The sequence below is a fragment of the Haliscomenobacter sp. genome (assembly GCF_040403615.1).
Lineage (GTDB): Bacteria > Bacteroidota > Bacteroidia > Chitinophagales > Saprospiraceae > Haliscomenobacter.
This window is the reverse complement of sequence record NZ_JBBAKG010000095.1, coordinates 1-22880: the sequence shown is the minus strand read 5'-3', so window position 1 is coordinate 22880 and position 22880 is coordinate 1. Positions and strand designations below refer to the sequence as shown.

21 protein-coding genes are annotated in these 22880 nt (G+C 48.0%); 5 read left to right on the top strand and 16 right to left on the bottom strand.

The genetic code is table 11. The annotated features are described in order from the left end of the window. Positions 1 to 1611, top strand: a 1611-nt coding sequence (locus ABW391_RS22985; protein WP_353484239.1) for a DUF4139 domain-containing protein, incomplete at its 5' end; no start/stop codon positions are given. 90 nt (positions 1612 to 1701) lie between these two features. Here the strand turns inward: ABW391_RS22985 and ABW391_RS22980 are convergent. The 4 genes from ABW391_RS22980 to ABW391_RS22965 form a co-directional block, all read right to left on the bottom strand. Then, positions 1702 to 2067: a rhodanese-like domain-containing protein gene (locus ABW391_RS22980; RefSeq protein WP_353484238.1), complete on the bottom strand. Its 366-nt coding sequence runs from the start codon at positions 2065 to 2067 to the stop codon at positions 1702 to 1704. Positions 2068 to 2115: 48 nt separating this feature from the next. Continuing rightward, positions 2116 to 2877 (bottom strand): M15 family metallopeptidase, encoded by a 762-nt coding sequence (locus ABW391_RS22975; protein WP_353484237.1) that lies wholly within the window; start codon positions 2875 to 2877, stop codon positions 2116 to 2118. A 9-nt stretch (positions 2878 to 2886) separates the two neighbouring features. Beyond that, complete coding sequence (odhB, locus tag ABW391_RS22970; RefSeq protein WP_353484236.1) at positions 2887 to 4140, bottom strand: 2-oxoglutarate dehydrogenase complex dihydrolipoyllysine-residue succinyltransferase; 1254 nt, start codon at positions 4138 to 4140, stop codon at positions 2887 to 2889. A gap of 113 nt (positions 4141 to 4253) precedes the next feature. Beyond that, a complete protein-coding gene (locus ABW391_RS22965; protein ID WP_353484235.1) occupies positions 4254 to 5186 on the bottom strand; it encodes an SdiA-regulated domain-containing protein in 933 nt (310 codons plus the stop codon). A gap of 104 nt (positions 5187 to 5290) precedes the next feature. Between ABW391_RS22965 and hpt the strand changes: the two genes are divergently transcribed. The 3 genes from hpt (at position 5291) to ABW391_RS22950 (ending at position 7454) form a co-directional block, all read left to right on the top strand. Beyond that, the gene (hpt, locus tag ABW391_RS22960; RefSeq protein ID WP_353484234.1) at positions 5291 to 5818 is read left to right on the top strand and encodes a hypoxanthine phosphoribosyltransferase; all 528 of its coding nucleotides are present in this window, start codon (positions 5291 to 5293) and stop codon (positions 5816 to 5818) included. Positions 5819 to 5928: 110 nt separating this feature from the next. After that, positions 5929 to 6723: an inositol monophosphatase family protein gene (locus tag ABW391_RS22955; RefSeq protein ID WP_353484233.1), complete on the top strand. Its 795-nt coding sequence runs from the start codon at positions 5929 to 5931 to the stop codon at positions 6721 to 6723. Positions 6724 to 6767: 44 nt separating this feature from the next. Beyond that, the gene (locus tag ABW391_RS22950) at positions 6768 to 7454 is read left to right on the top strand and encodes a DsbA family oxidoreductase (protein ID WP_353484232.1); all 687 of its coding nucleotides are present in this window, start codon (positions 6768 to 6770) and stop codon (positions 7452 to 7454) included. A 10-nt stretch (positions 7455 to 7464) separates the two neighbouring features. On the opposite strand, the gene ABW391_RS22945 is transcribed toward ABW391_RS22950, so the two are convergent. From ABW391_RS22945 to ABW391_RS22890, 12 genes are all read right to left on the bottom strand, one after another. Continuing rightward, the gene (locus ABW391_RS22945) at positions 7465 to 7977 is read right to left on the bottom strand and encodes a gamma carbonic anhydrase family protein (RefSeq protein ID WP_353484231.1); all 513 of its coding nucleotides are present in this window, start codon (positions 7975 to 7977) and stop codon (positions 7465 to 7467) included. A 23-nt stretch (positions 7978 to 8000) separates the two neighbouring features. Then, positions 8001 to 8327 (bottom strand): hypothetical protein, encoded by a 327-nt coding sequence (locus tag ABW391_RS22940; protein ID WP_353484230.1) that lies wholly within the window; start codon positions 8325 to 8327, stop codon positions 8001 to 8003. 17 nt (positions 8328 to 8344) lie between these two features. Next, positions 8345 to 9817 carry an SGNH/GDSL hydrolase family protein gene (locus ABW391_RS22935; RefSeq protein ID WP_353484229.1) on the bottom strand — a complete coding sequence of 491 codons (1473 nt, stop codon included), beginning with the start codon at positions 9815 to 9817 and terminating at the stop codon, positions 8345 to 8347. A gap of 74 nt (positions 9818 to 9891) precedes the next feature. After that, entirely contained in the window at positions 9892 to 11526 is a 1635-nt protein-coding gene (locus ABW391_RS22930) for a glycerol-3-phosphate dehydrogenase/oxidase (protein WP_353484228.1), read from the bottom strand. Between the two features lie 30 nt (positions 11527 to 11556). Then, the gene (locus ABW391_RS22925; protein WP_353484227.1) at positions 11557 to 12300 is read right to left on the bottom strand and encodes an energy transducer TonB; all 744 of its coding nucleotides are present in this window, start codon (positions 12298 to 12300) and stop codon (positions 11557 to 11559) included. A gap of 26 nt (positions 12301 to 12326) precedes the next feature. Next, positions 12327 to 13127: a TonB family protein gene (locus ABW391_RS22920; protein WP_353484226.1), complete on the bottom strand. Its 801-nt coding sequence runs from the start codon at positions 13125 to 13127 to the stop codon at positions 12327 to 12329. 168 nt (positions 13128 to 13295) lie between these two features. Continuing rightward, positions 13296 to 15422 (bottom strand): TonB family protein, encoded by a 2127-nt coding sequence (locus ABW391_RS22915; RefSeq protein WP_353484225.1) that lies wholly within the window; start codon positions 15420 to 15422, stop codon positions 13296 to 13298. Between the two features lie 123 nt (positions 15423 to 15545). Continuing rightward, positions 15546 to 15917, bottom strand: a complete 372-nt coding sequence (locus ABW391_RS22910) for a BlaI/MecI/CopY family transcriptional regulator (protein ID WP_353484224.1) — start codon at positions 15915 to 15917, stop codon at positions 15546 to 15548. Positions 15918 to 16011: 94 nt separating this feature from the next. Then, positions 16012 to 17445: a TolC family protein gene (locus ABW391_RS22905; protein WP_353484223.1), complete on the bottom strand. Its 1434-nt coding sequence runs from the start codon at positions 17443 to 17445 to the stop codon at positions 16012 to 16014. 131 nt (positions 17446 to 17576) lie between these two features. Next, positions 17577 to 18953, bottom strand: coding sequence for an HlyD family secretion protein (locus ABW391_RS22900; RefSeq protein WP_353484222.1), 1377 nt, complete (start codon positions 18951 to 18953; stop codon positions 17577 to 17579). An 11-nt stretch (positions 18954 to 18964) separates the two neighbouring features. Next, a complete protein-coding gene (locus ABW391_RS22895) occupies positions 18965 to 20713 on the bottom strand; it encodes a peptidase domain-containing ABC transporter (protein ID WP_353484221.1) in 1749 nt (582 codons plus the stop codon). A gap of 19 nt (positions 20714 to 20732) precedes the next feature. Next, on the bottom strand, positions 20733 to 21266 hold the full coding sequence (locus ABW391_RS22890) for an RNA polymerase sigma factor (RefSeq protein WP_353484220.1): 534 nt from the start codon (positions 21264 to 21266) through the stop codon (positions 20733 to 20735). Between the two features lie 157 nt (positions 21267 to 21423). Between ABW391_RS22890 and ABW391_RS22885 the strand changes: the two genes are divergently transcribed. Beyond that, the coding region (locus tag ABW391_RS22885; RefSeq protein WP_353484219.1) for a glycoside hydrolase family 10-like protein at positions 21424 to 22880 on the top strand (1457 nt) is incomplete at its 3' end.

The following is a 22880-nucleotide window of genomic DNA, read 5'->3' as shown; positions in this document are numbered from 1 at the left end:
GGCATAACCGCCTTTTCCGAAACCCGCCTCCCTTCCCGCATTGCGGAGGTAACGGTTTACCGCAGCGGGGCCAAACTCAGCAATGTCGCTTCCGTGCGCTTGGCCGCCGGCAACAACCAGATTGTGTTTGAAAAACTGCCCTTCGACATGAATCCCAACAGCCTGCAAGTACGCATTGAAGGCAAAGCGGATTTGCTTTCGGCGTTTTTTCGTCAGGCCACCATCGAACTGAATCAGCCCAATGGATCGGCCATTAAAGTGCTACAAGACTCCATTGAAATGGTCAACGACCGCATCCTGCGCCTCGTGTCAGAAACCGAAATTCTCGCCAAAGAAGAAAGCAACCTGCAAGAAAACCAAAAACGCGTGGGAACCGGCGAGCACAACAACCTCAGCGTCAATGACTGGAAAGAAATGTCGCAGTACTACCGCTCCCGCCTTACCGAAATCAAAAACCGTCAATTGGAAATCACTTTTCAACGCCGCAAGGAAAGCCTGAGCATTGCCACCATGAGCGAAAGACTCGGCAAACTAAGTCGCCGCGAAACCCAAACCTCTGGCGAAATCGTGCTCCAAATCGAATCCGCTACCGCTCAAACCCTCAACATCAGCTGCATTTATTTCATCACCCGTGCCAGTTGGACGCCTGCCTACGACCTCCGTGCTGAGGCCGTCGACAAGCCCCTGCGCATGGTGTACAAAGCCGTAGTGAGCCAGCAATCCGGTTTTGACTGGCAAGGGGTCAAACTCAAATTGTCTTCTGCCCGGCCCCTAAGTGACAACAATCGCCCCATTTTGACTCCACAAACCATTGATTATTATGTAGCGCGTTACCCACAGGTTTTGAATGAAGTCGTGGTTTCGGGGTATCAATCAAATGCATACAACCTCTCACAACGGAGTTCTGACAATCGTCGAGATATGGCTAAACCTTCTGATGCCCCTGTAGATGCGGACGGATTAACGGATGAAGAAACTCCGGCACAACCCGAGGAAAGCACCAGCGGAGAAGAGTTTGAAATCACTGCACCGCAAAGCATCGTATCTGGAGCCGAACCCCAAACGCTGCGCTACAAAGAAGAACAAATGGAGGCCATCTTCCAATACCACGCCGTACCCAAGCTGGATCCCGGCGTATTTCTGCTGGCCAAAATCCCCAATTACGGGCGGTATGGATTGCTATCGGGTACAGCGCAGATTTTCTTCAAAGATACTTACGTGGGGCAATCAGAGATCGACACCAAAACGGTTTCGGATACCTTGCTCCTTTCGCTTGGCCGCGATGAAGACATCAGCATCAAGCGGGTAAAACCAACCGATCTGGCCTACACCCCCAAGTTTTTGAACAACTACAAACGGGAACTCGTGGCATACGACATCGTGGTAAAAAACAACAAGAAAGTCCCCATCAATATCGAAATACTGGATCAAATCCCGGTATCCAAACAAGCAGAAATCACCGTGGAACTGGAAGAAAAAAGTGGCGCGCAGTACAGCGCAGACTTCGGGAAATTGCTCTGGAGACTTGATATTCCAGCCTTTAGCAGTAAGACGCTGAGGTTTAAATATTGGCTGAAGTATCCGAAGGATAAGGTGGTGAGCAGGCCGTAGTATAAAAACACAAAGCGCAACAAGTACCATTGATCTTGTTGCGCTTTGTGTTCTTTTGTTTTTCAGAATCGTTCCAAATGAGGTGAGCATTTACTTCGTCCAAGCCAAATACCCACCATCCAAATTGTAGATCTTTTTAAAACCCATCTCTTTGAGGATATTGGCAGCATTTGCACTGCGCATACCCGAACGGCAATACACCGCTACCGGGCGTTTTTTGTCTAATTTGCCTGCCATATCCTTGAATTGCTCGCTTTTTACGTCCAGGTTGGTGGCTCCAGTGATGTTTCCGGCGCTGAATTCAGCAGGAGTGCGCACATCCAGGAGTTGTACTTTTTTGGATGCGATGGACTTTTTGAAGGCAGCAACGTCTTGGGTGATGATGCCCGTTTGAGCCTGAGCCTGGGAGCAAGACAAGCATCCGATCAGCAAGAAGAGGGAAAGAAGTGCTTTCATGGCAAGTTGTTTTTTTGAAAATGAGGATTAATAAGGTTCAACCATTTTCTAGGGCAAAAACTCTGGGCGGTACTCAAAATGCATGGAATCGTAATGGTACCATTTTCCGCCCCAAATGAATCCATGTTTCTCAAAGATATCGACAATTTGCTTAGGAATGCTGTTTTTGTAGCCTAATTTGGCGTCCTCATTGGTGCATTTGCAATCCCATTGCCAGTAGTGAGAGTATTTCACGTTGATGTCGATGGTCATGCCAAAACTGTGCATGCTCAAGCGATTGGTACCCTTGATCACCCGCCAGAGGAAAGTGCCACCGGGATCTTCGAGGTATTGCTTCAGGGCAGGCAGTTTGTCCAACTCTTGTGAAATCGCTTCAAGTTTTTTGTCTACCCCATTTACCTTGGTGACCATAATTTTGGCACCAATGGTCTTGGGCAACCACACGATTTCGCGCAGGTTGGCCCGTACTTCTTCCTGGGTATTGCCGTACATTTTCATGTAAAAAGGCATGAAACGAATGCGTCCAGGATCCTGGTTGGCACCTAAACCTTCCTTTCCAGGAAATTTTTGGGGATACACAAAGCGAAACTGGTCTTCCAGATCGGGTTGATCCAGCAATTCTTGAAAGCTTTTGTCCTTTTTGCCATCATCGAATGCAAACGTCGTCCCGTCTTTGAAGATGACCCTGTTGGCATTTACCTTGTCTACAAATTCGGGATAGGCTTTTTGCAAGCGCAGCAGGCCTGGAGGGAGTTCTGTAGCACTTTGCCTACCCAAAAAGCAGAAAAAAAAATGCAGGATCAACAACATAGACAAGGATTAAATATCCAACAGCATCGCAATCGGATCTTCGATCAATTCTTTCACTTTAACCAGGAACGTCACCGAAGAACTGCCGTCGATCACCCGGTGGTCGTAAGACAAGGCCAGGTACATCATCGGGCGAATTTCGATTTTATCTCCTACTGCCACTGGTCGGTTTTTGATGCCGTGCATCCCCAAAATCGCCGACTGGGGCTCATTGATGATCGGGGTGCTGAGCAAGGAACCAAACACGCCACCATTGGTGATGGTGAAGGTACCACCGCTCATTTCTTCGAGAGTCAGTGAGCCATTGCGGGCTTTGCCAGCAAGGTTTTTGAGCTCGGTTTCAATTTCCGCAAAACTCAAGGATTCCACATTGCGGATAGGAGGCACCACCAAACCGTTGGGGGTAGATATCGCAAAGGAGATGTCTGCGAAATGGTGGTACACAAAGTCTTCGCCATCAATCATGGCATTGACTTCGGGCATTTGCAGCAGGACTTTGGCGCAGGCTTTGGCAAAGAGGGACATGAAGCCCAATTTGATGCCGTATTTGGCCACAAATTTTTCCTGGTATTTTTCGCGCAGCGCCATCAATTCGGTCAGGTCTACCTCATTGAAGGTGGTCAGCATGGCGGTTTCGTTCTTGGCACTCACCAGGCGCTTGGCGATGGTGCGGCGCATGCGGGTCATCTTCTTGCGCTCGGTATCCCTAGAGAATGAAGCGACTGGACTGGCTTTGGGGGCAGGAGCGGGGGTTGAAGCGGGTTCTGCTTTGGGAGCAGGTGCAACAGGTTTTGCATCCACTGCTTTTGTAGCATCTTCTTTAGTGATGCGGCCATCGCGACCTGTACCGGCTACCGCAGTAGCTGGGATGTCGTTTTCCTTTAAAATCTTGCCCGCAGCAGGAGATGGGGTACCCGTAGCGTAGTTGGCGGTTCCGGCTGGTTCAGCAGCTTTGGTTGGCTTGGGGGTACTGGCAGCAGGTGCTACCGCAGGTGGCGTGTTGGGTACACTTTCTCCGGCGCTGACACTGGTATCGATTTTGGCGACCAGGGCACCGATGGCCAAATCGTCGCCTTCTTTGGCTACGTGGATCAGTTTGCCCGTGGCTTCCGAAGGGAATTCCAGCGTTGCTTTATCCGATTCAAATTCGCAGAGCGATTCGTCGAGGTTGACAAAAGCACCATCTGCTTTTAACCAACGAGACAAGGTTACTTCGTTGATGGATTCACCTACCGAGGGAACCCGCAATTCTACTACACTCATAGGGTATTGAGGTCAATGGTTGTCATAATTGTGGAGTTAGCCATAAATCTAACTTTATGGCGCTGCGAAGTTCAGGCAATTGTGCTAAAGAAACAAACAAAAGACCCGGTTTATTAATTGGCCAAAGGCTTGTAATAATAAATCATTCCCGGCAAATCGTCTCCAGCTTCGTTGGAGAGGAAAAGGCCTCCTTTGGAATCAAAACACAGTCCTTCGGGTTGTTTGTGCAATTTGCCTTTCAAATGCTCCATATAAACAACTTCACCTTTGAAATTGATCACCATAAAGATGTTTCCGACTGCTGAAAGCAGGTACAAATTGCCATCGAGCGGGTGAAGCGCGATGGAAGAAGGGCTGAATTCAAATTTGCTGCGATCGGCAAAAAACTCCACCAATTTTTCTACGCGGCTTTCTTTGGCATGCAAGGCGAGGTATTTTTGCACTTCAAGCTGTCCGATGGTGATAAGCGGGATGGTATCCAGCGTTTTTTTGACAAGGTCAAATCCGTAAATGGCCTTGCGGTTGGGTAGGGGTTTAGTCAATCCACCATTGCCTTTGCAGGCCAACAACAGGCGCTTGTGGGCAGCATCGTAACCCAGTCCTTCTACGTCATTTTCTTTTTTGAGTGGCGTATTGAAAGTTTCGAGGGTTTGCTCCTTTGCATCTACATTTCTGATGCAGACCAAAGTGCCTGAGTTCTTGAGTACATACACGTCTTTCCCTACAATTTCAACCCCTTCGTAATCCCCCAATTTTCCAAAAGGAATTTTCCGTTTGATGCTGCCGGTTTCCTGATCGATGACAAACAAAATGCCCGACTCATCTTGTACGGCCAACAAGAATTTGTCGCTGTAGCCCATACTTAACCCAGAAATTTCCTGGAGCAATTCGGGCAAGACTATGCTGCGATTGGGTTCGTTCAGCCGGTAGGGAAACGCAGTCTTGGGAAAGGATTCGGTGGTACTCAGGGTATCATTTGTGCCTGGAGTCAGCCGACAAGCCCAACTCAGGATGATCATCGAGATGGTTACAAACATTGCTTTCATTGGTTTCGCTTAAAAAAACATCGACTTATTGCTAGTCTTAGCCTGATTTTGTTGGTATCATTGCGGCTAATTCATTGCTTCAACAACCGTTCAAATTAGCAACAATGATTACTGTAAATAACCTCCAATTTAAACCATTTATTGCCGAAGACCAAATAAAGGAAAGGGTAATGGAACTTGGGGCTGAACTGCGCGAACGCTACGCAGGAAAACACCCGTTGTTCATTGGCATATTGAATGGAGCTTTTATTTTCACCGCCGATTTGGTACGCGCAGCCGGGCTCGAATGCGAGATTACCTTTATGCGCCTGTCCTCGTATGTGGGTTTGCAATCCACAGGGCAAGTGACCACCAACATGGGACTGGACATCGACATCAAAGACCGCCACGTCATACTGGTCGAAGACATCATCGATTCGGGCCGAACGCTTTACGAGTTGAGCAACAGCATGCGCGAGCAAGGGCCCGCATCAGTGGCCATCGCTACTTTTTTGTTCAAACCCGATGCACTACAATTTCCCTTAGTGGCGGATTTTGTGGGGTTTTCCATCCCATCCAAATTTGTGATCGGGTATGGACTGGATTACAACCAGGCTGGAAGAGAATTGTCTGCAATTTATCAATTGGCGTAGGGTCGCCCCTACGTGGACGACCCCTAATCGACGTGGGCGACCACGTTGATCAAAGAGGGCGACCACGTTGATCAAAGAGGGCGACCACAAAGGGTCGCCCCAACAATCATATGGAATTATCAACCCTTTGTACCCAGGCTCTGGCACTCGTGCAGGAAGTAGCGCAATTCATTGCCAAAGAGCTAGGTCAAGTGGAGTCCATCGAAGTTAAGGCCGAACAGTTCAACAACCTGGTGAGCTACGTAGACAAAACTTCGGAGCAAAAACTGATTGCTGGCTTGGGAGCGCTCTTGCCTGGATCGGTTTTTCTGGCCGAAGAAGGCACCTCTGCTCAAGAAACCGGCGAATGGCGCTGGATCATCGACCCGCTGGACGGCACCACCAATTTTTTGCACCAGTTGCCTTGTTTTGCCATCAGCGTAGGGCTGGAGCATCAGGGGGTGATGGTGCTGGGCGTGGTACATGAAGTCAGCCGCAACGAGTCGTTTTATGCCTGGAAAGGTGGAGGAGCCTACCTCAATGGCAAGCGCATTCAGGTGAGCCATCGCGATGGCTTGCGGGAAGCACTGGTGGCAACGGGTTTTCCGTACCACGATTTCAGTCGGATCGAAGCCTATCAGAAAGTATCTGAATACCTGATGCGCCATACCAGGGGCATCCGCCGTTGGGGCGCAGCTGCGGTAGATTTGGCTTATGTAGCTTGCGGGCGTTACGATTTTTTCTTTGAATACCATTTGCAACCCTGGGATGTTGCCGCAGGGGGATTGTTGATCCAGGAAGCTGGCGGCATTGTGGGCGATTTTCAGGGGACACAAGACAAATGCTGGTCGGGAGAAGAGATGTTGGCGGGTTCCCCTCAGGTTATCGCAGAAGTGAGTGAAATTTTTAAAACCCATTTTGGCTAAACCAAATTTAGGGTTTCGCTGTATTAAGAAAAACAACCACCACTATGACCATCGACATCTGGTCGGACGTAGCTTGTCCGTATTGTTACATCGGCAAACGCCACCTGGAAGCTGCCCTTGCCCGTTTTCCACAGACCGAAATCGTGCAGATCAACTGGCGCAGCTTTGAATTGGATCCACAGGCTCCGGCCAAATCTCCGGGCGACTTGTACGATGTACTGTCGCGCAAGTACCGGATGTCGCGAGCCCAGGCACAGGAAATGACCCAATCGGTGGAAAATATGGGCCGTGCCGCAGGAATTAATTTTGCTTTTGAACAGGCCGTTCCAGTCAATACCCTGGCAGCGCACCGCTTAATCCACCTGGCTGCTGAGCAGAACCTGCAAGATGTGGCCAAAGAACACTTGTTGAAGGCTTATTTTACGGAAGGTAAAGACTTGTCTGATCTGGATACCCTGGTTTCGATTGGCGTGGCGATTGGTTTGGAGGCAGCGTTGGTTGAGTCAACGTTGCAATCAGAAGCATTTGTAGAATCCGTACGTGCCGACGAAGAGATGGCACACCAACTGGGTGTACAAGGAGTACCTTTCTTTGTATTTGACCAAAAATACGCCTTGCGCGGTGCTCAACCCGTCGATGCTTTTGTACAAACCCTGGAAGCGGTTTGGGAAAAAAAACAGGCAGAAGTCACCGCCAATGGAGAGGCTTGTGATGTGGATGGGTGTGATTAGCCCTTTTATATCACTTAAACCAACTCGAATACATCACATAATTGTTGGCAATTCGCTCAATGGTATCCTTGAAGGTTTCGGCACTGATGGCTTTGACCTTTTTTGCGGGAACGCCTGCATAAATGTGGCCGGCCTCCAGCACACTGTTTTCCAGTACTACTGCACCAGCTGCGATCAGCACATTTTCTTCCACGATGGCATGATCCATTACAATGGCGCCCATCCCAACCAAAACGTTGTCGTGGATGGTGCAGCCGTGTACGAGGGCACGGTGGCCAATCGATACATTGTTGCCGATGGTGGTAGCCGCCTTAAGGTAGGTACAATGAATGATGGCCCCATCCTGCACATTGACCTTGTTGCCCATGCGAATGGCGTTTACGTCGCCCCGGATTACGGCGTGAAACCACACGCTACAATCGTTGCCCATCACTACGTCACCTACTACAACCGAATAGTCGGCCAGGAAGCAGTTGTCGCCAAATTGGGGCTCAATGCCCTTAACAGGTTTGATCAATGACATAATTCTTGATTAGACTTGTTGAATTATTCCTCTTCTGCTTCCGTTTCTTCGCCACGCAGTAAAGCCAGTGCTTCTTCTGCGTTTTCTTGGTGTACGTACAGATCTACCTGTGCCCATTCAAACTGAAACATATTGCTCGTCAACGAATTGGCCAGGTAATAGGGAATGCGGTATTTGCGCAGCACAATTACGGCCAACTCGGCTTGCCAGTTGAAAGGATACCTTTTGATGCGTACAATTTCTGCATCAGGGTCAAGAGAATAATCAAATTCTTCGCCCCACTCGGTGTCTTCCTGGATGGGCTGATTTTCTTCCCATTCAAAGTGATCCAAAATATCGTCGGTAGGCATAGGCATTGGTTTTGGTGTTACTGTGCTTCTTTTTTGGATGCAAGCTCAAAATCTGTATATCCACCTAATAAAAAGGTCAAGAGGTAATTTCCGGCTATTTTGGCGCCATTGCTGTTGAAGTGGGTGTAATCGAGGTTGGCCAGTTTGGGGCGCCGCTGTTCCACCCATTCCACCATGGAATCTTCGCCCCCCATGTGTTCATAAAAACTAAAAAAACCGCATTGCTTATCCGTTGCTGACTGTCGGAGCGCACCCGTAATGCGTTCAACGCTCGGATCGCTGTGCATGCCACCACTTATTTTGATCGATTTATCAGAAGGCCCAACCAGCAGGATCGGTACCCCGGGCATGGCTTTTTGAAAGTGGGCAATCAGGATGTTTATCTCTTTGGTGTACCAACTGTAATCCTGCAACCTGGCATTGAGTACATTCAGTCCGTATTGAAAAATGATGAGGTCGTAATCGAGGTTTTGCTGAAAAGCGGCCAGGTTGTCTGCGTTGATGAGGGTGAGGCGACCACCGGAGTTGCCACGCAGGGAAAAATTGTCGACAATCACGCCATTGGGTGTTTCCAAACTCACGCCATACAATGGCAATGTTCCTGGCACTTTAAAATCTACTCGTACCCTGGAGGTCATCGAATCGGCCAAGGTAACCGAGTTGACTTTTTCCAGTCCGGTTAAGGTCATTTCCCGGCTACGGCCATTGAAACTTGTGGTGATTTTACCTGCTGCGTGAGCAGTACTGTCGCCCTGGGTTTGGCCATAAAACAAGCGGGCCAGGGAAAAACTGGCGGTACCATAAAAGCTTTTGCTGCCTCCCCATTCTGACCAATGGTGTACAGGAATGGGCTTGGGAGCCGGAGCAGTATCGATGACGGTAAGTTGGGTACTGTCTATGCGGGGAGGCGCAGGCCGAGGAAACAGCGCCCGAAAGTTTTCGCCTGAAATACCAAAAGGAAAGCGACCGAGCTCTTTATCGATGACCGTTTTGCGTTGCCAGTTGTTGGAAAAACTCAGGCGTACCGACTGGCGAAAACCCGGAATGGGATTATCGATACCCACAAAACCAACTCCTTTTCCGCCAAAACGTTTTTGCAAACTGTCGCGAAAGGTTTGGCAGATTAGGTCGCCCTCAATAGATGAATCGCCATAGTAAGCAATTCGAATCTGGTTTTTTCGCTGGTGCAGTTTTTCAAAGAAAGGAACCAGAAAAGTCAAGCCATGGTACAAATTTTCAGCATCGTATGCACTGATCTGCACCGTGGACTCGGGGTTGACCACAACCGGAGGAGGAGTTTTGGCTTTATCCTTGTTCTTCTTGTCTTTTTGGGTTTTGGGCTGGGTGCTGCGCAAGGATTCGTAAAAATTATAGTCGCGCAAGTTGGCTTTAAAAAAAGGAACACGATCGTGCAAAAAAGGGTAAGCCAGCAACAAAACTGCCGCCAAAACCACCATCACCCAAGCCTTTCCAAATGCGTTTTTTTCCATAGAATTCGTTACGATACAGCGGACCTAAGAGCTTGTCTAAAGCGGCGAAATTAAGGTAAAAATCTGGAATGCAATCAAGCTGTTTCAATTTTTGCCTGAAAGGCTGAAATCAAGGCTTGATAGGTGCTTGCAGCTTGTTCTGTTTGTATTTCAGCCCAGTTGTATTCCTGAGCCAGAAGCTGACATACCGTTGGAATGGCCTCCAGGGTAGCCTTCCAATCCAGCATTTCGAGTCGCAAGCGGCGGGCCAACACATCGCGGGGATTGGCGGCCATTTCCTCCCGAATTTGGTAGATGACCTCCGCCTGTATGTAGGGATAATCGGGATGCAAAAGCGCAGTCCAGCTGGGATTTTCTTTCAATAACTCCAACACTGTGGTGGCTCGACTGCCGTATTTCAAAGACAAATGTTCGCAAGAAGCAGGACTCAAGCCAGTTTGAGCAGCCCAGTTTTGCCAGGCTTGAGCGTCGTATCCTTCTGCGCCAGAGAGTAGTTGGTTGGCGGTGAGGCAAGGGCGTTCGGTATCCAAAAGTTTGCAAGCTTCATCGATGGCATCGGCGGCCATTAGGCGGTATGTCGTCCATTTTCCGCCCAACAAACTGAGTAGTCCTGATTGTTCATCCCATTCTACCTCATGGTCGCGCACCAGGGCCTTGGTAGAGCGATTCGGATCGGAAGCGATCAGGGGGCGCAGACCACCAAACCCGGCTTTCACTTGATCCAACCCGACTGGTTTGGCCAAATACATGTTGAGGTTTTCGATTAAAAACTCGCTTTCTGCTTTATCCAAGCCGGGCTCTTCTTCAGCAGTATAAGGGCTATCGGTGGTACCCAACAACAGTTTGTCTTCCCAGGGAATGGCAAAAATGACCCGACCATCGGTGGTTTTGGGGATCAAAAGTGCCGTTTCGCTGCTACCCAGCACGTCCAAAGGCAACACGGCGTGTACTCCTTTGCTCCGAATGATGCGGGCATCCAGATTGGGATTGGCTTGTTGGCGCACAAAATCGGCATGTGCTCCCGTGCAATTGATGAACAAGCGGGCTTTGATGGCAAATTTTTCGCCATTCAACTCGTCTTCTACCAAGGCAGCGCTGAGTTTGCCTTGCTCGTCTTTTTCAAAACCCAACAAAGGCAAGTGGTTGGCCACAGCAGCGCCGTTTTCAGCGGCGGTTTTGGCCAATAGAAGGCAGTAACGCGCATCGTCCAATTGGCCATCGTAGTAAAGCACCGCACTGTGCAAGGCCGGATTCAAACCTTTGGTGCGCTCCATTACCTCTTTTTTGCTGATCCAGCGACTTTTGGGCAAGGAATCGCCTTTGGCAAAAGCATCATAAATGCGCAAACCGATGGCGTAATAGCAGCCTTCTACCCAGGAATAACAAGGGGTAAGCAGCGGAAGTGGATGTGCCAGAAATGGAGCATTCTGGATGACAATATGCCGTTCTTCCAGGCCGTGGCGCACTTGCTTGAGTTGCGCCAGGTCAAAATTATTCACGGCTTGTTCGAGGTAGCGCACTCCGCCATGGATGAGTTTGGTAGACTTGGAGGAAGTTGCTGCCGCAAAATCATCTTTTTCGATCAGGGCTACTTTGAAGCCACGCAGGGTAGCATCGAGGGCACAACCAGCGCCTGAAGCGCCGCCGCCAATGATGCAGATGTCGAAAGTTTCCGATTGTAGTTTTTGCAGATGTTGAACGCGATTCACTTGGTACGGGAGTTTGCCCGAAGGTAGGGATTATTCTTTGATCTTGAAACGGATGGGCAGATTGAATTGAACCCGTACCAAATTCCCGAATGATACACCAGGTTGCCAGGGGGGCATTGATTTGACCAAACGCAGTGCTTCCTCATCGCAACCCGACCCAAGTTCTTTAACAATGTAAAGATTGGAGAGTAACCCATCTGTTTCGACAACAAACTGAACCACTACCACTCCTTCCGTTCTGTTTTGTCTGGCCAATTCGGGGTATTTTAAATGCTCATCTAAAAATCGCAGCATGGCAGCCTGGCCTTCGGCAAAAGCGGGCATATTTTGTACAACTTTAAAAATCGGAGACATGCGGTAAGGAATATTCAGGGACATTTCCACCGCTACAGGCAAGTCCTCATTTAAACCTGGATTCCATTGGGGCATCTGGCGCATTACCCGCAACGCATCCTGATTGGCAGTATCATTTAAGCCCCGAATTATTCTTGGATTTTTTACAAATCCTTCACGGTCTACAACAAACTGGATTTCGATTTTTTCCTCTACCCCACTGGCTAAAGCAGGCTTTGGATAGCCAACGTTTTCAGCAAGGAATGCTTTCAATGCCTCAGAACCACCCGGAAACGTGGGCATGAATTCGACCTTGGTGTAAACAGGACCAACCGTAGAATCCTTTGGTGTGGGGTTTTGCGCGAACAACAAACCACCAATCATTGAAAAAAATACCGACGTCAACAAGGGCAATTGCAAGACTGATTTTCTTAATGGCATTATTTTAGGTTCTGGGGAAGTGAAGGTCAGTATATTCTGAAGACAAATTTACAATCTGAAACTATTGTTCGAACGGGTTCTCCCTTTAAGTAGGAAGGCTTCCATTTGGGCGCCGATTTTAGGAGTTTGATTACTTCTTCATCCATACTATAACCGAGTCCTTTGGAAATAGTAGGATTGGAAATGGTGCCATCTTTTTCAATGATAAATTGTGCAAAAACATCTCCTTGAATGGAATTCCTTTTTGCAGATTCCGGATATTCGAGGTTTTCACCGATGTATTTTGCCCATTTTGAAAGCCCACCTGAAAACTTGGCCGGAGTATCCACTTCGGCAACGATTAAACTGTCTTGGGTAAAATATCCTTTTGCGATAAACTCAAAGCGAATGGGCAGACCCATCTCAACGCTTACGTTTTGGCCTTTCAAAATTCCGGGATTCCACTTGGGCATGGTTTGTACCAGGGTCAAGGCTGCTTCATCGGCAGCTTTACCGATTCCTTTCAGCACGCTGGCCTTCCCAATTGTTCCATCTTTGAATACGACAAACTGTACTAAAACCTGGCCGTGTACCTTTTCAGGGGTAGTTTCGGCAGGTGATTTTAGATTTTCAGTGATGTAGGAAAAAAGCGCTGCTTTTCCCCCAGGGAAGGTAGGAAGTTGATCTACCGTACGGTAAATTTTCTCCGGCAAGGAGTCGATCGAACAAGGATTGGCTGCGACCAGATGAGCAATGTGGAAGAATGCAAAAAAGAACAGGAATATAATGGACTTTGAATGGAATAAGCCATTAGAGCTTGTTTTGGTGTATTGTACATTGTGTTTCATAAATCAGGGAATCAATTTAGAATTCCCTAAAAGTAATACAATTTGCAAGTCTCCTGTTTTTTGGCATCGAAAAAATCGACCAAATAACTTAGTTTATTGACTGCTAATGACGGGCTCAAGCGCACAAGAGGAATGTCATTAGCAGTCAATGGAATCAATTTGCAAAAATCACTGCTTAATCACCTTTTGGCTGTATTGCGCTCCATCCTGGGTGATGCGAATCAGGTACTCGCCAGCGGGCTGCTTGCTCAGGTCGATCTGGCCGTTGTAGCTGCCATCAAAATTGCCAATTGACTGTTGGTAAACCCGTTGTCCAGCCAGGTTGTATACTTCAATACTAGTGGCCTTTCCATCCGCGCGGAAGCTCAAATTGAACACCCCTTTGCTGGGATTGGGAGAAGCATTAAAGTCCTGAACTTTGAGGAGAATCGCATTGTTAGATAAAGCGTTTGACTTCTTATCGTCAAGTTTAAAGCGTATAGGGAGGTTGAATTGGACAGGTACTACTTTGTTGTTTTGCATACCAGGTGTCCAACGGGTGAGGTTGACGACGCGCAGGGCTTCCTCATCACAACCAGCACCAATACCCTTTACCACCTTTGCTCCACTTACTCGACCATCCGTTTCAATGATGTATTGTACCACAACCATCCCTTCAACCCCGTTGTCTTTTGCTACTTTGGGGTAGTTGATGTTTTTTGCCAAAAATTGAAGTAAGCCCTCTTGGCCATCCTCATATCCAGGCATCCGTTCTACTACCCTGAAAATTTCTCTTGGGGCATCCACTTTTTTTTCCTCTACCTTTCCTTCCAACAAAAACCGAATCGGCAGGTTGAACTGTACATTTACGGCCTGTCCTTTCTGCAAGCCGGGCTTCCATTTGGACATTATTTTCACCACTCGCAGAGCTTCTTCATTGGCTCCACCACCGATGCCTTGTACCACGTGGGGGTCAATGATTGTGCCATCTTTGCCAATGATGAATTGTACCACCACCATACCCTGAATGTTTTCTTTTTTAGCAATGTCGGGGTACTTTATGTTTTGAGCCAAAAACTTGAGCAATTCATTCATTCCTCCGGGGTATTCTGGCATTTTTTCAACCACTTTGAACACTTCGCCAGGAATGGAATCTCGTTTATTGGCATAACTTACGACAACTATTTCATTGAGCGAATTTGGTTTAGAGGAATAACCAATTACCGGCACTTCTCGTTCCTGGGTGGAGTTCAATGGAAAACCTTGAACAACCCTTTCTTCTACCACTTTTGGGGTGGTGTCTCTACGAATAATCACCTCTTTCGACATGCTACTGTAAGGAGCTTCTGCTTTTCCTTTTTCCACTGCACCGGGTGCCATCATAGGCGGTGGCGGTGGCAGGGTTGAATTTTGTGAAGTGGTCGGCACTTGTGCCTCGATGTTGATTTGGGCAAACAAAAAGCCCAGTCCAACCAGCAGTGGCAAGCTTAGCGCATAGCGCAATTGTGCCCGGCCCTGTGTTTTTTTGCGCATCATCATGTGAATACGTTTTTTGAGTTGAGATGTAGAAAAATGGTTTACGAGGGCAATCGAAGGTCCGGACAAGGATTGCCTAATCAAAAGGTGGCCGTATTGTTTGCGGTTGGCGTTTTGAAGCACTGCCGCGTCGGCCAAATATTCGTGCACGTCTCTTAATGCCTGGGAATAGCGGTAAGCCAGTGGGTTGAACCAACATACGGCTTTGATGATTTCGCTGAACAAGACGTCTAGCGTATGGTATTGCAGGATATGGGTTTCCTCGTGGCGCAACATGTACGCACGTTCGAGGTTTTCATCTTCGAGTTCAGCTGGCCAAAACAGGCAACGCATGAAGGAAAAAGGCGCTTTTACCTCCTCACTGTACACCAGAGTATACTTGCCCATCGCTTGTTTGTTGCCCCGACGGTAAATGTTGTACAGCTGAAAAAGCCCCACCAAAAAGCGCAACAAACAGTAAGCTACACCTCCCCAATACAACCAGGGCCAGATGTCCCAGGCCGCGCTGCTCGGCACCTGAATGGTGATTTCGGGCAGGGTATAGGGTTGATTAACCAGGTTATTGGCCCGGACTACCACTTCCGGTAGCCAATTGCTGCCCTCGGTAGGATCAGCTGGAGCGCCCAGGGAAATACGCACCATGGGCACCACCAGCCCCAACAGTAGGGTGATCAATAAATAGGCTCGATTGAGTTTGAAAAAGGTCGTTTTTTCCAAAATCAAACGGTACAGCACATAAAATACCAGCCAGCAAATGGCGACTTTGAGTAGGTAGTTCATCGCGATGATTAATAAAAGATGAACAAAAAGTTTCCCGGTTCAATCCCTCAAGGGCATAGTTATCCAGGGCTTGCAATCGCAGCCAAATCAATAGATGCACAATGCGTATGTTTTGGTGTACAATTATTCGTCGGTATCCAATACTTCCATCAAGTCGGACAAATCTTTGATGCCCAGGTTTTTTTCTTTGACTAAAAACGAAACCAGATCTAGGGTTGAACCAGCAAAATAGTCATTGACCAATTTGTTCAAACTTTGTTTGCCGTATTGATCTTTGGTAACAAGGGGGAAATACTCATAGGTACGACCATAAGCTTTGTGGCCTACAAATCCTTTTTCTTCCAAAATGCGCACAATCGTAGATACTGTACTGTGGGGAGGTTTTTCTTGTTGCTGTTGCGCTGCAATGTAGTCGCGCATGGCAGATACGGTGCTGGGCCCCAGATCCCACATAATTTGCATCAATTCTTCTTCGGCTTTGGTCAACTGTTTCATATCGATCGATCAACTTGTTGAACCAAAGGTATAACGTATTTTTTAGTTAAACAACTATTGAAATGATTTTTTTGACGTATTTTTTAGTTATAGATTAAAAAAGCAATGGCAAGCGCCCCGCAGCCCAATACACCGACAGCAGGTTTTTGGCAAATTCTCCTTGCAACTTATTGAATTTCAATTGCGTTTCAATCAGTTTTTGCTCCCGACTATTGATCAGAAAAATAGAACTCTCCCCGGCTTCCAGCTTGCGTTGCTCGGCCTGGAGCAGCGCTTGCAGGTTGCGAACGAGTACCTGGTAGCGCTGAATTTGTTGGCGGGTATTCTCATAATCGTTGAAATAGCTGCGCAACTTGTTTTCGATTTCGATACGTTTTTGGTCAAATTTATTGCCCGTTTGCAATTGTTTGATCTGAATCAGCTCCATTTTACCCCGCTCTTTGCGCAGCAAAAGTGGAAAAGAAAAATTGAGCCCCAACTTGAAATTGGTACCCAGGGCTTCGGTGAGGGTGAGGGTAGGATTTTCTTTGGTTGCAGGGCTAAAGTCAAAACCGCGACCCAATAAATTGTAGCTAAAGTCGAGTCGAGGTTTGAATTGCTCGGCGGCCAATTTGCGCTCTACGTCCAATTGTCGCAAGTCGACCCGCAGGGCACGCAGATCGGGGTGCTGCAATTCAAGCCCCTGTGTAAAAGAATCGATGGGCATAGCGGGCAGTTGTACCGCCTGGTTCAGGCGCTCCGGTTGCCAATTCCAGGGGCTATCTGCGGGAGTGGGGCGGCCATTGTTCCAGCGCAAAGCCCGCATGCCTAAGCTGGCATTGCGGTATACCGTGAGGGCATCATTGAGTTCGAGTTGCCAGTTTTGAACCTGGGTGAAGGTTTCGATGGTATCTACCGCAGGCTTGTCCCCAACGAAATAACTTTCGCGAATGCCCCGAAAACGGGTCAAAGACAACTGGTACGCTTGCTCGGTGACTTGTAGTTGATTGTAAGCGATTGTCCAATTGAGGTAAGTGATCCCGGCTTGCAGCAGCAGGTCATTGAGCAAGCCCCGGCGGTCGGCATCCAGTCCGTCGCGGTCGAGGGTAGCGCTGTTCAATCCCGCCCGATTGGCGTCAAAAAACAAGCCATTGAGCAGCGGAATACTTAGACCCAATACGGCCTGACCGGGGTCGGGCAGCAGTTCTTCGGGGTTGAGAAAGCTTCCGCTGGCATTGGTGTAGGAGGCTTTGAATTCCATGCCCCATTGGGTGGTCACTTTGGCGCCCATTTCCCCAGTGCGGTAATAGCGTTTGCCGTCAAAAGATTTTTGTTGCCAATCCGAAAAGAGCTTAGGGTCGAAAGCACCACGCGCCTGGCGTACCTGGGCTTCGGCCTGACGCAACAGCAGCTCAGCGTTGCGAGCTACCGGGTGCTCTTGCTTTATATTGCTCAGAAATTGCTGCAAAGTTAAAACGGAGTCGAGGGTTTGCGCAAGCATGCTTTCCGCAAAAAACAATAGAAAAAAAGCTATAATGGTTGGTTTCATTTGAATTACTATTGAGTTTTGGGTTTTCAGTTTGGCGCTTCGGCACTTAGGCGCTTCCGGCGCTTCGACACTTCGGCTACGCTCAGTGACCGAAAGTGCCGAAGCGCCGGAAGCGCCTAAGTGACCGCCCCCTACTTCAACCTCTTCACTGGCGCCTTTAGTTTTGGCTCTTCCGATTTTCCTTCTTTTTGGTAATAATTGGGGGGGAAGCCATTGAGCTGACGCCAAAGCTCAAACCAGAGTGGCACGTTGCCCAAGAGGGCGATGCCCTGAGCCCCTGATCCTGGCCGGAGCGCTATAGGCCATGTCTTGACATCCTCTATTTCTGGTGCAATGAGGATGCGGTATTGGCCATTGTCACTGATGATGTTGTCAATGGCCACAACCCGACCCTTGAACGTTCCAAACGAAAAGCCCGGCCAACCGGAAAATACAATAGAGGGCCAGCCGTCAAAAAGAAAGCGCACCTCCTGTCCCAAATTGATCAGCGGATAATCGAGTGGCTTGATGTACATTTCAACGGCAAGCGTATATACCCTCGGAAGGATACTGACAATGGATTCGCCTTCTTTGATGTTTTCTCCGATGCCTGCTTGCATTGCCTTGGCTATAACCCCATCCTGCGGTGCGAGTACGAAGTAAAAAGCATTGCGCTGGCGGTAATTTTCTACCTGTATTTCCAGTTTGCTGATGTCTGCTTCGGTCGAATATTGATCTGATCGGGCGCTGGCAATATCGGATTCAGCTTTGGCAATTTTCTGGGCCGTTTCAGCCATAGCTTGACTCATGTCAGTGCGCAAAATGAGCATATCTTGCCTACTGATGTTGAGCTTGTTGCGGGCATCCACCACTTTGGCTTCGGTTTCCTGTACTTTGAAGCGCTTGTCTTCCACATCGGTACGGGGCTTGATGCCGTCCTTGTAGAGGCCATCGGTGCGTTTCAATTGTACCCTGGCAATGGAGTCGTCGAGAATAGCACGGCGAAAGGCAATGCTGTCTGTGATGATTTTGAGGCGGTTTTGTTGCAATTTGTTTTGCAACTGGTTTCGCTTTTGAGCCAGTTCTTCGCGGTATGCGCTGATCTGGTCTCGCAAGGCAGTGGCTTTGTTTTGATACGCGCCGATAGAGCTCGTTTTGGCGTTGACCTGCTGCTGGGTACGGCCTACAATTTCTGGATCAAAGTAATCCGTTTTGATCTCCGTGAGGTGCAAAATGGTATCCCCTTTGCGCACGGTATCCCCTTCGCGCACATACCAATGCTCAATGCGGCCAGCAATGGTAGATTGCACCGTTTGGGGGCGTTGCTCGGGGCGAAGCGTAGTTACTTTGCCTTTGGACTGGATGTTTTGGGTCCAGGGTAGGAATAAAAAGACAATGGCAATGACAAAAAGCGCCCCCATCCAGCGGGCAAACATCACATTGGCGCTGGAAAGGGAAGTTTTTTCAAATGACTTGAATTTTTCCTGAGAAACCTGTGAATAAATGGATTCAGGAGATATGTTGAGCATCAGCTATTCAATTATTGGGTTATTTGAAATTCTTTGCTCCGAAAAACGGAATCAAAAACAGGATGATTTTGCAAGGATTCCCAGCTGCCACTGGCAATGATTTGGCCATGTTCCATCAATACAATGCGGTCGCACTGTACCGCCAAAAAAGGATCACTGGATACCGCAATCAGCGTCCAGGGCGCATTTCGTTGGGTTAAAAATGAAGAGATAAAATCGCGTTCGGAGGAATCCAGGCTTTTGAAAAAGTCTTCAGCCAGGAGCAATTTGGGTTTGGTTACTACCGCTCGCAGCAACACAATTTTGGTACGAACAGTCCGTGGAATATTGCGCCCTTCGGGCAAAAGCTGCGTATCGTATCCTTCGGGCAAATTGCGAATGTAACTGGCAATGCCCAGGGTTTCAGCCAAGGAGATGATGTCTTCAAGTGGAGTATCTGGATTGCCCAGGGTAATGTTTTCGAGAATACTGCCTTTGAACAGGTGTGAATCGTGGATAAAATCGCCAATATTGCCCCGCAAGCTGCACAAATCCAAGCTTTTAATCGGAAAACCATTGTAGGCAATGCTCCCTCCAAAATCGGCGTAAATCCCTGCAACGAGTTGCAACAAAGTACTCTTTCCGGCACTTTGGCCGCCAGCGATGCAAATCCGCTCTCCGGGCTTTGCTTCTAGCGTAATGCCGTTGAGGGTTGGCCGATCAGCGTCTTCAAATTGAAAAGTCAGGTTTTCAATTTGTAAGTGAATGCCTTTGTCCTGGTCAATTTTATCAAAACGTAAGCCATCGGCTTTTTCGATGGGAAGATCCGTTACAAATCCGAGCTTGTCTAGCGCAGTCAATACATCGTATATGACTTCCATGGTAAGAATCAGCTTTTCGACGTTGCCAATGACCAAAATCACCACGATTTCGGCGGCCACAAACTGCCCAATGGTCATGCGGTTGTTGATCACCAGGTAACTCCCCAACGCCAGTAAGGCAAAGGTAATGAGCACTTTAAAGCCCACAATCACCCCATATTGGAATTTCAAAATTTGAAAGTGGGCAGCGCGGTTGTCGAGGTATTTGGATACCAGACCATCGGTGCGCCGCAATGGATAAGGGCTGTACCCAGCCATTTTGAAGGTTCTAATCGAACGCGCCATTTCTTCTAGCCAGTACACGACTTCGTACTTGTATTTTGATTCTTTGAGGCTGGTTTCCAAGCCCCTTGGTCCGGTGACCCAATAAACCAGCACCAGCAATATGCACAACAGTAACCCAAAAAAAGCAAAAAACGAATGGTAAAACGAGATCAGAATGATGCCAAAAACGATATTAAGAATGGCCTCTGAGAAGTCGATCAACAATTTGGGGATTCCCTTTTGCAAATTGAGGGTATCAAAAAAACGATTGACCAATTCGGGAGGGTAAAACCGAGCCAATGAATCCAGTTTTAAGCGAGGCAAACGGTAAGAAAAATCAAAAGAGCTGCGTACAAATACCCGGCGCTGCAAGGTTTCGGTAATGGTGATTTGCATGATTTTGATGATCCCCGTGAGAGCTGTACCAATTGTTACCACTGCAATCAGCATCCAGAGTGAAGCAGAAAAATCGCCGCCACTGATCAGGCCGATAATGGCCTGCACACCCAGGGGCAAAACCAAACCAATGAGCCCAGCAAAAATCGCATTCAGGTATATGTAGGATATGTCTTTGCGATCCAGCCGGAGTAAATAAAAAAAACGGGTAAGGGGATGAATTTTGGAATTACTTGCCATTCAATCTTTTTTTGCAAAATTAACTCAAAATATCTTCAATTTGTTTAGCAGAATAAAGTGATTGCATTTGGGCTTGCAATTTGTGTCTTGCAAAGAAAATCCGGCTTTTTATGGTACCAAGGGGAACGTTTAGCTGCTCTGCAATTTCTTCGTATTTAAACCCCCTAAAGTGCAACAAAAAGGGAATGCGTGCCCAATCTTCCAAGGTATTGATTACTTCAAACATTTCTTCCATCATTACCTTGGATTCTCCTTGATTGCTGACGGTTTCCCTTCCTGAATCGAGCAGATAATCGTTTGAAGTATTGTCATTGAGGGTTTGACGCCGCTTGCGCTTGCGGTAGTCGTTGATGAAGGCATTGCGCATGATGGTCATCAACCAAGCCCTAAGGTTGGTTTGTGGCTGATAGCGATCGCGGTACTTAAACGCTTTAAAAGCAGTTTCTTGTACTAAATCTCTGGCAGATTCTTCATCTTTGGTCAGGTTGAGGGCAAATGAATAGAGCGTTCTGCGTAGCCCGTCAAACTGGGTTGAAAATTCGATGGTTGACATGGCGAATATTTTTTATTTTTTGAATAATAGTATTACTATCAACAAAGATAGGTTGATTCACATTTTAGTGCAAGTATTCAATGCACATTTTTCTAAAAAAAATATATTCCCTTCAAATCAAAGGTTTGTTTTAATTTAATCCCCGAAAATCCATCAGATGACCCGTTGCTACTTCCTCCCACTTTATTTGTGTTTGATCTCCATTTGGAGTTTCGCCCAACCGGTGGCCGCGCCCAAGCAGGAATTTCGAGGCGCCTGGATCTCTACCGTAATCAATTTGGATTGGCCTACCCGGGGCGCTTCTCCGACCCAACAAAAGGCTGAAATGTTGCGCATTTTTGACGACCTGAAAAAGGCCGGCATCAATGCCATTCTGTTTCAACTCCGCTCCGAGAGTGATGCTTTTTACCAATCTTCGCTGGAACCCTGGTCGTATTACCTTACCGGAAAGCAAGGCCAAAGTCCCAGTCCATTTTGGGACCCCTTATCGTTTGCCGTCGAAGAAGCACACAAACGGGGCATGGAATTGCACGCTTGGTTCAACCCATTTCGGGTGATTCGGAGTACCAATTCGACCTACCCGAAGGATTCTTTGCACGTCTCAATCCGCCACCCGGAATGGATGATCCCGATCAAAAACATTCTCTTGCTTGACCCGGGGATTCCTGCTGCCCGGCAATACATTATTGAAGTGGCAACCGATATTGTGAAACGTTACGACATTGACGGCTTGCATTACGACGATTATTTTTATCCTTATGAAGGCATTGCCAACCAGGATACCGCCAGCTTTGCAAAATACAGCAACGGGCTTACCCTTAATGCCTGGCGCGAAGACAACATCAACCGATTTGTACAAGAACTGGGGGCCGCTACCAGGGCCATCAAGCCCCTGGTAAAATACGGCGTAAGCCCGTTTGGCATTTGGCGCAATGGCGTACCAACTGGAATCAGTGGCCTGTCCGGTGCTGATGTTACGTATGGCAATGCAGTGGTTTGGTTGGAAAAACAATGGGTCGATTATCTTGCTCCACAGTTGTATTGGCGTTTTGGCGGCAATCAAGACTTTGAAAAACTGGCCAATTGGTGGAAAACCCAAATGAATGGCCGCCATTTGTATCCCGGAATTGCGATCTATCGGGCAGATCCGAGTACGGTAGGCTCCGCAGCTTTGTACAGCCCTGGCGAAATTCCCAATCAGATTTATTTTACCCGCCAGCGGGAAATTCCAGGTGTAATCATGTTTCGGGCCGCCAACTTATCGCGCCTCAACTCACAAGGTTTGGCCGATTCCCTTTGCAACCGCATCTACAGCAATCCCGCCCTGACACCAACCATGACCTGGAAATCGCTGGAGGCACCAGGAGTAGCAAAAAGTTTGCACCTCGTGCCAGCCAACAATGCCAATAACCTAAACTGGGCAGCACCACAAGCCAATGGACGACAAGTCCAGGTGCGTTTTTATGCCATTTACCGGGTACAAGCGGCCAAAGAGCCCTTTTGGCTGGATGCAATCCAGGATGGAAAGAACCTGCTAGCCATCACCGGAAACACCCAATACCAAGACCGCAGCATCATTGATGGCCATCAATATTGGTACGCCATCACTGCGGT

Coding starts and splice junctions, on each gene's coding strand:
- ABW391_RS22945 (WP_353484231.1), bottom strand. CDS start 7,977: ATGTCATTGATCAAACCTGTTAAGGGCATTGAGCCCCAATTTGGCGAC.
- ABW391_RS22980 (WP_353484238.1), bottom strand. CDS start 2,067: ATGAAAGCACTTCTTTCCCTCTTCTTGCTGATCGGATGCTTGTCTTGC.
- ABW391_RS22895 (WP_353484221.1), bottom strand. CDS start 20,713: ATGGCAAGTAATTCCAAAATTCATCCCCTTACCCGTTTTTTTTATTTA.
- ABW391_RS22965 (WP_353484235.1), bottom strand. CDS start 5,186: ATGAAAGCAATGTTTGTAACCATCTCGATGATCATCCTGAGTTGGGCT.
- ABW391_RS22900 (WP_353484222.1), bottom strand. CDS start 18,953: ATGCTCAACATATCTCCTGAATCCATTTATTCACAGGTTTCTCAGGAA.
- ABW391_RS22905 (WP_353484223.1), bottom strand. CDS start 17,445: ATGAAACCAACCATTATAGCTTTTTTTCTATTGTTTTTTGCGGAAAGC.
- ABW391_RS22950 (WP_353484232.1), top strand. CDS start 6,768: ATGACCATCGACATCTGGTCGGACGTAGCTTGTCCGTATTGTTACATC.
- odhB (WP_353484236.1), bottom strand. CDS start 4,140: ATGAGTGTAGTAGAATTGCGGGTTCCCTCGGTAGGTGAATCCATCAAC.
- hpt (WP_353484234.1), top strand. CDS start 5,291: ATGATTACTGTAAATAACCTCCAATTTAAACCATTTATTGCCGAAGAC.
- ABW391_RS22935 (WP_353484229.1), bottom strand. CDS start 9,817: ATGGAAAAAAACGCATTTGGAAAGGCTTGGGTGATGGTGGTTTTGGCG.
- ABW391_RS22975 (WP_353484237.1), bottom strand. CDS start 2,877: ATGTTGTTGATCCTGCATTTTTTTTTCTGCTTTTTGGGTAGGCAAAGT.
- ABW391_RS22955 (WP_353484233.1), top strand. CDS start 5,929: ATGGAATTATCAACCCTTTGTACCCAGGCTCTGGCACTCGTGCAGGAA.
- ABW391_RS22940 (WP_353484230.1), bottom strand. CDS start 8,327: ATGCCTACCGACGATATTTTGGATCACTTTGAATGGGAAGAAAATCAG.
- ABW391_RS22915 (WP_353484225.1), bottom strand. CDS start 15,422: ATGAACTACCTACTCAAAGTCGCCATTTGCTGGCTGGTATTTTATGTG.
- ABW391_RS22890 (WP_353484220.1), bottom strand. CDS start 21,266: ATGTCAACCATCGAATTTTCAACCCAGTTTGACGGGCTACGCAGAACG.
- ABW391_RS22910 (WP_353484224.1), bottom strand. CDS start 15,917: ATGAAACAGTTGACCAAAGCCGAAGAAGAATTGATGCAAATTATGTGG.
- ABW391_RS22920 (WP_353484226.1), bottom strand. CDS start 13,127: ATGAAACACAATGTACAATACACCAAAACAAGCTCTAATGGCTTATTC.
- ABW391_RS22925 (WP_353484227.1), bottom strand. CDS start 12,300: ATGCCATTAAGAAAATCAGTCTTGCAATTGCCCTTGTTGACGTCGGTA.